Annotated in this window: 6 protein-coding genes; 5 read left to right on the forward strand and 1 reads right to left on the reverse strand. The window is 33.7% G+C overall.

Annotated elements, in window-relative coordinates; all coding sequences use genetic code 11:
• Window positions 1-983: 983 nt before the first annotated feature.
• The 4 genes from BW942_RS09410 (at window position 984) to BW942_RS09435 (ending at window position 8,419) form a co-directional block, all read left to right on the forward strand.
• On the forward strand, window positions 984-4,295 hold the full coding sequence (locus BW942_RS09410) for an efflux RND transporter permease subunit (protein WP_001017334.1): 3,312 nt from the start codon (window positions 984-986) through the stop codon (window positions 4,293-4,295).
• Between the two features lie 1,064 nt (window positions 4,296-5,359).
• Window positions 5,360-5,923, forward strand: a complete 564-nt coding sequence (locus BW942_RS09415; RefSeq protein WP_000098500.1) for a phosphoribosyl-AMP cyclohydrolase — start codon at window positions 5,360-5,362, stop codon at window positions 5,921-5,923.
• Window positions 5,924-5,971: 48 nt separating this feature from the next.
• Entirely contained in the window at window positions 5,972-6,988 is a 1,017-nt protein-coding gene (gene mltG, locus BW942_RS09420; protein WP_001022114.1) for an endolytic transglycosylase MltG, read from the forward strand.
• A gap of 1,173 nt (window positions 6,989-8,161) precedes the next feature.
• Window positions 8,162-8,419 (forward strand): hypothetical protein, encoded by a 258-nt coding sequence (locus tag BW942_RS09435; protein WP_000106491.1) that lies wholly within the window; start codon window positions 8,162-8,164, stop codon window positions 8,417-8,419.
• Between the two features lie 470 nt (window positions 8,420-8,889).
• Here BW942_RS09435 and BW942_RS09445 read toward each other — a convergent pair whose 3' ends face one another.
• Window positions 8,890-11,913 (reverse strand): DUF2339 domain-containing protein, encoded by a 3,024-nt coding sequence (locus BW942_RS09445; protein ID WP_000346055.1) that lies wholly within the window; start codon window positions 11,911-11,913, stop codon window positions 8,890-8,892.
• A 484-nt stretch (window positions 11,914-12,397) separates the two neighbouring features.
• Here BW942_RS09445 and BW942_RS09450 point away from each other — a divergent pair, with 484 nt between their 5' ends.
• On the forward strand, window positions 12,398-13,150 hold the full coding sequence (locus tag BW942_RS09450; RefSeq protein WP_000143775.1) for a hypothetical protein: 753 nt from the start codon (window positions 12,398-12,400) through the stop codon (window positions 13,148-13,150).
• Window positions 13,151-13,246 lie beyond the last annotated feature (96 nt).

Consider the following 13,246-nt stretch of genomic DNA (forward strand, 5'->3'; position numbering starts at 1 on the left):
CGCTTAGAAACCGTTTATCTTTTTAGAATTTGATTTTTGTAGTGTTCCTACATCATTTTATAGACAAACCTAAATTTTGTGGTAGTTCCCACATTTAAATCAATCTGTAAAATTCAGACTCCAACTTTTTTCAGAATCATGGGTTTCTTACGTCGAACACATGTTAATTTATAATAACTACTGTATAATATTATAAGTTTCTAAAAAATTATAGTGTAAAATTCTTTGAGGTTTTCTGTTAAGTTTCTAGATCATGTGAGTTCAGTAGAATTGTTGAAAAATTCCACAGCGGCGATTAACAAAACTGCTTCAATCATTTCATGAAACAAAAACAAGATGGGGAATTAATTTTTTCAATAACTCTTCTGACTTTTTCCAAAGTAGAGTTTTTCTGATTTCAAATAACGTATATAGATTTCTTTTTCTTGAAGATTGGAAATCATAATGTTATGATTAGAAAAAATAAATTCAAAATTTTTGGAATTTTGAATTTTATAAGAAGACCTTTATAAAATGAATTTTTAATTTAATTACCATCTTCTATTTTTATTTAGAAATGTGATTTTCGTCTTCTCAATCAAGTTTTTGCATAAAATTAGGTTTTACGGTCATCCTGAAATCTATTTTATAGAATTTTCTATAAGTTTAACGTAAGAACCACGTTTTTAATTCACATAGGTCACTGATTTTTACCCAATTGTCAGGTGAATACTATCACTACACATTTGTGGGAGTTACTACTTTTAGGAAATTTTTTTCTAGCTTTCTAATACCGAATTCACGTCTTATAATCTTTGGGGAAAATTTCAAGTGATTGGGTTTCCCAATGAATCCATTTTAAGAATATAATTTGAGTCTAAAAATAAGATCACCATATAATAAGTTATTTTAAAGAATATTCAAAATTTCTTCACAAAAATTTGATATTGATTTCTTTTTTAATAAGCTGAATACTCACTGGTAGTAATGTTTGAGGTAGTTCCATGAATATCGCCCACCTTTCGATTAAACGACCTATTTTTATTTGTAGTATTGTCCTCCTAATGCTTCTTACCGGTTGGGTGGCTATGGGAAGAATGGGAGTGGATCTTTTTCCGGATGTTAACATTCCAGTTGTTTCAGTTGCTACGATCTATCCAGGAGCTGGCCCGGAAGAAATTGAAGAACTGATTTCTAAACCTTTAGAGGAAGAATTGTCTTCAATCTCTGGTCTAAAAAAAATTTCTTCCAGAAACCAAGAAGGTGTCTCTGTGGTATTCGGAGAATTCACTCTCGATACGGACATTAAATACGCGGAACAACAATTCCGAGATAAAGTTGGCCTTGTAAAACCGAAACTTCCCACAGGAATCAAAGAACCTAAAGTAGTCCGTTTTGATCCTGCAGACCAACCGATCGTTCGTCTGGCATTGTTTGCTGATTTGGATCAGGCTAAGTTATATGACCTCGCCAAAGAAACGGTAAAAGCGAGATTAGAACAGGTGCAAGGAGTTGGTTCGGTAAAACTAATCGGTGGAACTAGGAGAGAAATTCAGATCGAATTGGATCGGAATAAACTCATTTCTTATCAAATGCCTACTGTAGTTATCGCCAATCGTTTGAAAACTGCTGGCTTGAACGTTCCAGTTGGAAAGTTTGAATCTGGTTCTAAAGAAACTTCTTATCGAACTTTAGGCAGGTATGAATCTCTTTCTCAAATCGAAAATACAATCGTTTCTTTTAGCGGTGAAGTAGGAAATGCAGTTTTAATTAAACAATTGGGAACCGTTCGAGACGGAACCGAAGACGAAGAAACGATCGGTTATCTTTGGGCTTCCCAAGGAGAAGGAGTAGAAGAAAAAGTTTCTTTTCTTACTAAAATCGGAAATTTTTTCAAAGGCAAAAAAGAAAACTCCGCAACTGCAATTAAAGAAACTAAACCCGCTTTATTTATAGATGTTTATAAACAATCAGGTGCAAATACGGTTTCCGTTGCAGACGAAGTGCTTAAAAGAATTGGTAAACTTAACGAAGGAATTCAGAACTTAGAAGGAAAACCAAAAATCCGTTTGATTCGAGATGGATCAAAGTGGATTCGTTATAACGTAGAAGACGTAACTGAAGCGATCGTAATAGGAATCTTACTCGCCGTTATTACTGTTTATTTCTTTTTAGGAAATTTTCGTTCCACGGTCATTACGGGACTTGCACTTCCTAACTCTATGTTAGGTGCATTTGTTCTTATGTGGACGATGGGTTTTACAATCAACGTTATGACTCTTTTGGCTCTTTCTTTGGCAGTAGGTTTACTCGTAGACGATGCGATCGTGGTTCGGGAAAATATATTCCGAAAACTGGAAGAAGGAAAAGGGGTGATGGAAGCGGCGGAAACCGGAACCACAGAAGTAACGTTAGCCGTTATTGGTACGTCTTTAACTGTAATTGCCGTATTTTTACCAGTGGGATTTCTTTCCGGAATCGTAGGACAATTCTTTAAACAATTTGGTTTAACAGTAGTGTTTGCGATGCTCATTTCGCTCTTTGATGGTCTTGCGGTTGCACCTATGCTTTCCGCTTACTTTGCGGGCAAGATCGATCATAATGCAAAACCGAATAAGGCAGTGGAACTTTTCGATAAATTCCAGACTTGGTTGGAAAGACAGTATGGGAAAGTGATGAAGGTGGCTTTAAAAAGACCCGGAATCGTTCTTTTACTCTCTCTTGGAATTTTTATTCTTTCGATCTTATCTTTGAAGTTGGTAAAAAGTACCTTTTTACCTGCAAACGATCAGGGAGAATTTTTAGTTACCTTAGATTTACCTCCTGGAACTAGTTTGAACGGAACCAAACAAGTAGCAGATCAAGTTTTAGAAGTTTTGAAAAAAATTCCGGAAATGGAAATGATTGCGGTGACCATCGGTAAACCGGATGGAGGAGAACCTAACGCGGGAACTCTTGCGATTACATTAGTAGATTCTAAAAAACGAAAACTTACTACAACCCAAGTTAAGGATCAAATCAGAGAACTTTTAAAACCTTTTGAATATGCAAGGCCCGCCGTATCTGATTATAGCGCCGTGGGAGGTGGGATTCAATATCCGTTCCAACTTGTGATCAAAGGGGAAAATCTCGGGGAGATGGAAGCCTATTCTAAAAAGGTACTCACAAAATTAAAGTCCTTATCCGATCTAGCTGACTTAGATACGGATTATAGAGCAGGGAAACCGGAATACCAAATTCATTTGGACAATATGAAAATGCAGCTTGTAGGAGTTCTTCCAGGGGTTGCTGGTTCTGAACTTCGGTATCAGATTGCGGGAGACGAGGTTAGTAAATTTTACGATCGAGGAATTGAATACGTAGTTAAGATGAGGCTTCGTCCTGATCAAAGAAACCTGAGAATGGCTTATGACCAAACGAAGGTTCCGAATATCGCAAACAAATTAATTCCGCTTTCTGCGATTAGTGTAGGTAAAGAAACAGCTGGACCTTCTAGAATCAACAGGATTGACCGTGCTAGAACGATCGTGATCAATGCAAACTTAGCGCCGGGAGGTGCGGTTCAAGATGCGACTCGGATTGCGGATGAAATTCTCAGAAAAGAGTTACCTCCTCCACCCGGAATTCGATACAATTTTCAAGGGCAATCGGAAGACTTCAAAGAACTTTTAGCGAACATAGTTCTCGCGTTCGGATTGGCTCTTGTGTTCATTTATCTCGTCTTAGCTTCGTTATATGAATCCTTTATCACTCCGGTCACGATTTTGTTTGCAATTCCACCTGCGATTTCGGGAGCGTTTTTTGCACTCGCACTTACAAGAGAAATGCTCAATCTCTTTTCGATGATCGGTTTGATTCTACTTATGGGTCTTGTTGCAAAGAACTCTATTCTTCTTGTGGATTATGCGATGCAAGCGAGCCGAGAAAAAGGTATGTCTAGAAATGACGCGATCTATGAGGCGGGGCTTGTTCGACTCAGACCAATTTTAATGACTTCTCTCGCTATGATTATGGGAACGGTCCCAATTGCACTTGGATTTGGAGAAGCTGCAAAATCTAGAACCGCGATGGGGATTGCGATTATAGGAGGGTTGATACTTTCCACAGTGGTGACTCTCGTTGTAGTACCTTCTATTTTCGGATTTATCGATCGATTTAGAGAATGGATCGAAAGTAAATTTCGTCCTGAATATGATATGAACGCATCTATGGTTCAACATGCACCTTCGACCAACAAACAGAAGTTTTACGAAAAAGAATGGGCTTCCATGCAAGAAGAAGTAGAAGTAGAACTTCCTAAAAAGAGTAAAAAATAATATTCAGTTTTTTAAATGGAGAATTCGTTTTAAACGGATTCTCCAAATTTTTCTAATTATAGTCGTTTTCAAATAAATTTGTCCTAATCGCATGAACGTTGTTAGTAGATAATAATTTACTAATGTTCTATTGTTAATTTTGTGTTTGTCAGTTTGATCATGTAGAAAGATTGTTTTTGTATTTAGAACTTATTCTTCAGAGTTATATAATAGAGTTGTTGAAAAATTAATTTCTCATCTGTTTTTATTTTATTGAAATAGACGATTGAAGCGGTTTTGTTAATTTGAACTGCGGAATTTTTCAACAACTTCAATGTTTTTAGTTTTTAAAAACTATTCCAAAAATAAATGTAGGAACTATTACTTTTAGAAAGATTTTCCTAATTTCTCTGATATTGAACTCACATGATCTAAGAGTTTGTTTCAAAACCTCAAAAGTATAAAAGATAGTCCTTTAGAAATTTCTAATCAAATGCAGTAGTTCCCACGGATTTTGTCGCCTTAAACATTGTATTAGCTGGTATGAGTTCCTACATTTTCAGAATTTAACTGTTAAAAATGCGGGTTGTGTGAGTTCCCACATTTTTTGCGGAAAAATTAAGTTTTATAAAACAAAAATCTTAATATCGAAACCCACGTGTTGGTTTTGAATGGATTTTTTGCGATGGGAGCCTTTATAAAATTCAAAAAAATTGGTCGTCAATTAAATTTCTATATAAAATCGCTGTTTGGCGAACGTCACAATAATGAAAACTACTTGTAGGAGTGAGATGTTTCGATTTTTAGAACCATTGGAAAACGTGAAAATACAGTAGTTTTCACATTTATAGATTTTGGTAGTTCTTGTTTGAATTATCGTAGAATGAGTTTACTTAGAAAGTGGAAACTATTCTTTTTACAATGAAATAGTTTCTTTTTTTAAAGACTAAAATGGTGGAGTTCCCACATTTCAAAATTTTACCGTAAAATATAGATTTGTGAGAGTTCCCACAGGTTAAGTCGCATTACAAATTTTAAAACATTCTTACAATTTAGAAAAGTTCAAGTGAGTCTAAAAAACGAAAATGAGTTCTAGAGAAATTACAATTCTAAAAATACAAGAACCAACTAGATCGATTGCTTCTCTAACTCGAATTATGGAAGAAGAATTATCACAGTATAGAAAGACACTTCCTAAAGGTTTTAGAGAAGAAGTGGATTGCGACGAGGACACGGTTTTATTTTTACATGTCGATTTTTTACCGTTAGATTTTCAAAAAACGACGGAACTACTTTTGACTGGAAAAAAAGATTTGGTTCCAGTTGTGGCGATCGATCTTCAAGGCCAGATTCTTATGCAAGCGTTTGGGAATGAAGAAAGTCAAACTTTGTCTTTAAAAACCGGATATGCGCATTACTTTAGCCGGTCCAGAAATCAACTTTGGAAAAAAGGAGATACTTCGGGACATACTCAAAAAATTCTCCAAATTCTATCTCCTACGGATCGTTCTTTTTTAGTCTATCAAGTGGAACAAGAAGTAGCTGCTTGCCATGAAGGTTACTACAGTTGTTTTTTTAGGGAGAGAATGGAAGGAGTCACTTGGAAACTACTTCCGGTTCCGAGAAATTTTCTTCCAGAAAAGAGCTAAAATTGTATTCTGCCTTTTGGAAACTTGTCGAAGGATATAAATGGATTTATGAATATTAAAAAGTTTTTGATTTTCTCCGGATTTGTTATTGGAGTTCTGTTTTTAATTGCGACCGTTACTTTTTTTATCGTGGACGAACTCAAAGGAGGTGCGGTCGGGTCTGGTCAGAATAAAATAGAACTTCTTATCGAATCCGGGGATACTTCCGGGAAAATTGTAGAAACGTTATCCACACATGGAATGATCAAGTCTTCCAAATATTTTCTTTATTTAGTACGGTTTACTCGTAGCGCTGGTAAGATCAAACAAGGGCTTTATGAGATTAACGATGGAATGGATTCTAGAAAAATTCTACAAGTGATTACGGAAGGAAAAGTTAAACTCGTAAACTTTACGATTCCAGAAGGTTATAACAATAGACAGATCGGAGATTTACTCGTTTCTAAAAAAATCATTTCCAAACGTCAGGATTTCTTACTGGCTGCCAGTGAACCACAATTATTGAGAGAGTTTAAAATTCCATCTACTTCTGCAGAGGGTTATCTTTTTCCGGAGACGTACAGCGTTCCGATCAATTATCCAGTTGATAAAATCGTTCGAATGATGATTAAAAGATTTTACGTTCGAATTACAAAGATAGAAAAATCTAAAAATCTTTCTCCTTTAGAACTTCATAAATTTATAATTCTTGCTTCTGTAGTAGAACGAGAGGCGAAACGAAACGAGGAAAGACCTCTTATGGCGGGAGTATTTAACAATCGTCTAAAAAGGGATATGCCTTTGGAATCTTGCGCAACAATTCAATATCTTTTTGATAAACCTCATAGCAGGATTTTTGAAAAGGATCTCAAGATCGTATCTCCGTATAACACATATCTTAATAAAGGATTTCCTCCCGGACCGATTTCTAATCCTGGTTTTCCGGCGTTGGAAGCGGCTTTTTATCCTAAGGAAACCGATTATCTGTTTTTTCTTTTAAAAGGGGACGGTTATCACTATTTCGCAAAATCTCTGAAAGAACACTTAGAAGCCAAGAAAAAGTACATAGACGTACTTTACGATTGAATTAATGGATTTTTACCTTAAAACTTTTATATTACTCGGAAGTATATAATAAAAACATAATTCAATAGATTTACACATCGATCTTGCGAATTCAGAGTAAAAAAACTGGGCGAATCCGGCGTTGCCGGACCGCTTTCAGCTCCAGTCGATAAATTGCATGAAAGAAACGTAATATTATATTTCGTTTTTAATTTCAATTTAATCGACTCCGCTTCAATCGCTTTCGCATTGGATTTTATCGAACTTACGTAAAACGGCGCTATTGGGATAAAAATTTAGGTATTCGATTTTATATTAGGTAGAGGAGTCCAAAAACTTAAAATCAAACATTATAGTTATTGAAAAATTCTATAGTGTAGATTAACAAAACTGTTTCAATTGTCCATTTTAATACAACGGAAATCAATGGAGGATCAATTTTTCAACAATTCTATTTTTGAATCTTTAATAAAATGTGATAGTTCCCACAAATTACTACTCGGACGCACGAATAGAATACTTGGGTGATTGTTTCAAAAATTTGAATATTTTGGCCCTGCTTTAAAATGCCATAATCTCGAATTTGCGGTATTTTTTAAGTACCGCTATTTTTTTCGTAAATTCGGCCGTTAATAACTTGGTACTATTTTCATGCGTCCGCGTAGTAAGTCTTTCGGAACCATTTATAAACTTTTGAACAATATTAAAAGTTATATGAGTTCTCATATTTTTGTGAAATTAAAGCGTCTCGCTTCTACTGACGTTCGACGGGATTGATTTTGTTCAGAAATTGATATTTAGCTAACGTGAGTTTATGTAAGGAATTCATTTTTCTGAAAAAAGTTGGAATAGATTGGTTCCTAAGATGTGGGAACTACTATGAAAATTTAACGACATTAGTATTACTCGAAAGTTCGCAAATTGCCCAATGTGTAGGAACTACTACAAAATATTAAAAAATTCTAAAGAACTAAATTATAGCGTAAAATTCTTTGAAGTTTTAGGAAAAACTCTAAACATCATTATATCAAATTATTGCGTTAAAAGTTTGTATCTGTTGGGAACGTTAAGATATTTTGAAATAGATTATGATAAAGTTATCACTCAGATTTAAAAATTTACTGTACAAAAAACGTTGTAGAGACGAATCTAAAAGAAGGTGATCGATTCCTTAAAATCGATCAGGAAAAGAAAATGTCTACTCCAGATTTAGAAATTAAAAATGTAACTCGGGAACTAATTGAAGTTCAAAAAGCTTTGGATGTTTTCCGGGAAAAACAGAAAAATAGAGAATCTTTAGACGATGCAGCGATTGAGTTTGTTACCAAAGCGGATTTAGTCATTCAAAGGGCTGAAAAGAAAGAAATTTTTTTGACCGAAGATCAAAAAAGAAGAATTAAAAATAATCTGCTTAGAATTCGTACTTCTTTAGTTCGCAGTCAAACGGTTTGAAATTAGAAAATGTTTTCATTATAAAACTGCCGTTTTGTAAACTACACAAATTAAAAATCCGTTTTATAAAGGATTCCAAAAAATAAAAATTGAGTCCTATAAAATTAGGTACCTTAAATTTTTATCATAAAGTACTATTTAAATATTATAATTAACTTATGTGATTCTGAGTAATAGAAAGAATGTTAGTTAAGAATTTGCCCAAAATCCTAAACACCGACTCATAGGAGGTGTTTGCTGAATTTGAATATGACCCGAAAAACTCAGCGAATGTTTCTTTAAGAATCAGCATTCAGGAAATGAGATTCAGTTTCACAAAAATGTGGGAATTACTACGAAAATTTAATGAGATTAGAATTGCTCGAGAAATTTCGCAAATTGCTAAATTCAACCTAATGAGAACTACTGCAGAATATTAAAAATTTCTAAAGAATAATCGCGAAAAATTCTTTGAGATTTTGGAACAAGCACTAAATAGTCGGTCCATCTAAAATTTTAGAACGAAAAACCTTATAGGTTAAAAAAGTCAGTATTGTTAAACCGAAAAAAAAGAAACCTCTTATGATCCAAGTAGAAACAGGAGGTTCTCCGATCGAATAGCCGAAATCTTCATTTTCACTTTCTTTTTGAATAATAGCTTCGTTTAGATGTATAGAATCCGAAAAAGTTTTTTCAAAATCGAACTCCGGATAAAAAGCGTAAGGGTTTCCATAATAAATTCTTAAATTTTGAATCGATTCTGAATCGTTTTCTAACTTGAGAGGAAATATGATTTCTTCTTGAAGAATAAAAACTTCCATTTTTTCTAATGTGAGAGAATCGTCGTCTCCGTCAAAAATTTCTATTTTTAATTCGGAAGAAATAGGTTTCGAAAAAACTAAATTTATTTCTGACGATCCATTCTGTTTATGGAATATTGTTCCCTCTTCTAATAGCTCAAATTCTTTAGAAGAATTTTTAAAGAATACGTTCACTTTTCTTTCGAACTTATTTTCCTTGATAAATAACATCGCTCTATGAATCGGAACCTTCATAGGATTTCTAAAATAGAATACGCTCGATCTATTATCTGAATTAAAACCAGATTCTAAATCAGATTTTTCTACGGTTTTTTTGAATTCCATTTTTTCGGAAACCGATTCATAAAGAACTTTAGTAAATTCTAATTTTATGTTGGAAGCGTTTTGACTTATTTCGATACGAACAAATTTTTCATCATCCGAATTGAATTTTATTTCGTTTAATACGTTTTCTCCGTTATAACTATAGATCGTAAAGTCGGAATCTAGTGTCCAATCGTCTAAGGTTTTTCCTAAGTAGATTTTCCCTTTGATTTCGTATTCTCCTGACCCTTCTGCAACTATAGATTTATATCTTGTTTTAGAGGGAATTTTAGGAAGTTTTAAAACGTAGATACCATTCATGTCTTCGTCTTTTTCTTGGAAGAGTAGGTTTACTTTTTTTTCTCCTTCTTCGTACGCTCCCATTACATTTCTGGAAATAAAAGGAATCGTTCGATCGTTATAAACAATCCTTCTATCATTGATTCCGGAATGTCTGACAATGTCCTCGTCTAATTTTATTCTTCCGTAAAATAGTTTTTCTCCTTCTTCACTTTCAGTTGGATTAGATAGTTTTGGAATTTGAATTTCCTTATAATACCGATAACCTTTTGTGTCGATCTTCTCTGCGTTTAAAGGAGAGGCAAAGAAAGAAGCAAAGATTGCTAAAAAAAGTAAGAGTAACCCAGAAGTATTTTGGTAGTTTATAATTTTGTCTTTAAACTTCTGATAAAATAAACTTACTAAAATAAAACCTGTGCCCAAGGTAAATCCGGCTATAATTCTAACAATTTTACTCATTGTCCATATATCGTAAAAATAGAATTTTCCAACTAACACGGCCGTAACGATAAATCCAGCGATTCGAAGGGATCGAAAAGAGTATTTAAATCCTATAAATAAAAACACGGCTGCATAAAAAGCAAGAACATAAGAATATCCTAAATTTCTATAATGTTCGTTATGGACGGTGTGATAAACGTCTATCAGAGTGCCTAAAATAAAAGTGAAAATTCCCATATAAATAAATCCTCGATGAAACCAGAAAGAATCTTTGTTTTTTTGAATATAGTATGTTCCGAAAAGAAATAAGGAAGAAAGGACGTATAAAGCGAATCGTTCGTTTAACAAAAACAAACGGTTTACGTCGTCCATCGGATTGAAAAAATACAATTTGAACAACGCCAGGATCCAAAAACCGGCTGAAACGTATCGAAGATGTGTGTTTTCGAATTTTGAACTTAAAAGAGAAATTACTCCCGCAAAAATGATCCAGGCAAAAGTAAGCCAGTTCCCTTCCGAAAAATTTAAAAGAGCGGCAAAGGTAAATCCTAAAAGAAGATACAAATGGATCATTTCAAATATTTCAAGTTGTGATGGATAAAAGAAGTCGGATTTTTTTCGACTAATCAAGATCCATAATGAAAAAAGAATAGCACCGAACAGTATAAAATGGGAACTCAATTTTGGATAAGTTTCCTCTATTTGCATATATCCCATAAGTCCGAAACTTAGAGAATTTAAAACGAGAAAGATAGGATAAAATATCCAATTCCATTGGGGAAAAATTCCACCTGAGTTTTCGTTTTTTTGTAAAAGTTTTGGAAAAAAGAAAACCTTTCCATAAGCAAATAATAAATATGTAATATTTATAAATGAGAATGGAACGATGAAGCCGCTTTGATTGATGTTTTTTATCGCCCAAAAATGATATAATGCAAAGTTTGCGATTAATAGGAAAAAAGAAGATACGATCCAAGGTATTTTTCTAGAAATTAAGAAAAGCAATATATTCAAAAATACTAAATATCCAAAAAGAAATTGATAAGAGTTTTCTCCTTGTGAGATCAACACTGGAGATAAAATAGAACCGATCAGCGCAAAAATGTATAAAATTTCCTTTCGAATCCAATAGGCCAAACCAGAGGAGAATATACTTAACAAAGAAAGATATAAAAAGGTTTCCGAAAGAGAGAATAAATCGTAGTAGTAATATCCACTAAATAAACTGAGATAGACGATTGAAAATCCGGTTCCTAAAACTGATTCGGGTAAAATCCGAAATTTCTTTCTAGCTAATTGAAGACCTGTAATACAAACCCCAAAACCAATCGATAAACCAATTAAAATTCGACCGGATTCATTTACCCAACGATTGTCAAAGGCATATTTAATGAACCATACACTGGCAAGTAGAATGGAGAATAATCCTAGTTTTCCTAAAAAATTTCCGCCTAAAAAAAGTTCCCATTCCGGACTTCTCTTTTTAGGAAGAGTTTCTAAAGTTGGTGAGGGGCTTACAAATGTTGTAGAAGCGGCTTCTTTCGGTTCTAGATCGGTTTGATTTTTTGAATAGGTGAAAATTTCTTTTTTGAGGGAGACAATTTCTGCTTCCAGTTCATCTAAGCGTTTTTGTATTTTTTTAAAGTCCAAAAAACGACACCTTCCATTCGGAAGGTCGATTATAATTCTCTGTTAAAAATTGAAAGTACAAAATGATCGAGTCGATGTCTGTTTCGGTTTAAATTAAGAAGGCCTTTGTAAAATTTAAAAAAAATCAAATAGGATGGCGTTCTATATTGGATAGGAAGATACTATTAAAAGTATTAATCTCATTTGATATGAATAACGTATCACGCTAACCTTTGAATAAAGATCACAATTCGGCGTTTTTATAAGATTCATTTTATAAAAGGTTTCTTCGTTTTTTGAGGTTAACAGGATGTGTTATTTTCTATCTTATAAACATTCTATTTTCTTAATTTAAGGATTATTTGATCGAATAAGATCAAGCTAAGAGATTATCTCAAAATTGGATTTTTGCTGATCTAAAACGGTTTTTCGAAAGTAAAACGGAGATGGCTTTTGAGAAAACCGATTTGTTTGATCGAAGTTTCAAATTAGGCTGGGAGTTTATATGACTTTTAATTCAAAAAAACGTATCTACTTTTTTATGTTGTTTGTATGTTTTATTTGGGGTTGTGATCGATTTAAGGATTTTCTTTCTAAAAACAAATTGGGAGACGAAGTCAATATCGATTCCGCTTTCGGAAACTCTTCCAATCGTCTATACTTTACAAAGTATGCGGAACCCTGCGGACGTTCTGTTTTGGAGATTGCAAAATCAGAAAAAGGCCCTTTTGAAACGGTGCATCCCAAGGGAGAAAATTCTCCAGTAAAAAAATTGAATTATGATATTCTTATATTGAGTAATTTTAAAGTTTTTGGCAGAAAAACCGGAAGAGTAGTTAATGATCATCATTGTGGAGAGTATCCTGAATTTTATATAGAAAAGTTTGAACCTTGGGGAAAGATGAGACGCTGCACTGCAATAGGTATCGAAGGTTTTGGGCGATATATGGATCATCTGTCGACTCATTCCTACGCAGCCGAGGATTATAGTTCTTCCGATTCTGAAATAATTCGTGTATCAGAAAAAACTTGCAGTCAAAAATTTACAGGATGCGAGGCATTAAAATCCACTTCTTTGGATTCAAAAAATTGGAAATTCAAAAATAAAACTTTGGATTTGGAAAATGGTTACGAAGACCACTTGTATGAGTCGGTTCGTTTTCATCCGGTAACCGATTGTTTTGAAGATAAACAACTATGTTGTAAACTGACACAATTTAAGAGAATCAAAATGGTTTCTCGGCATCGAGATAAATAACGAACATTCTTTTTCAAAACAAACCTTGTATTGCTCAGAGTTATATAATAAAATACTCAATCTCATAGTTTATATTTTAATAATAGAGTTGTTGAA

The sequence above is a fragment of the Leptospira interrogans genome, from assembly GCF_900156205.1.
Taxonomy (GTDB): domain Bacteria; phylum Spirochaetota; class Leptospiria; order Leptospirales; family Leptospiraceae; genus Leptospira; species Leptospira interrogans.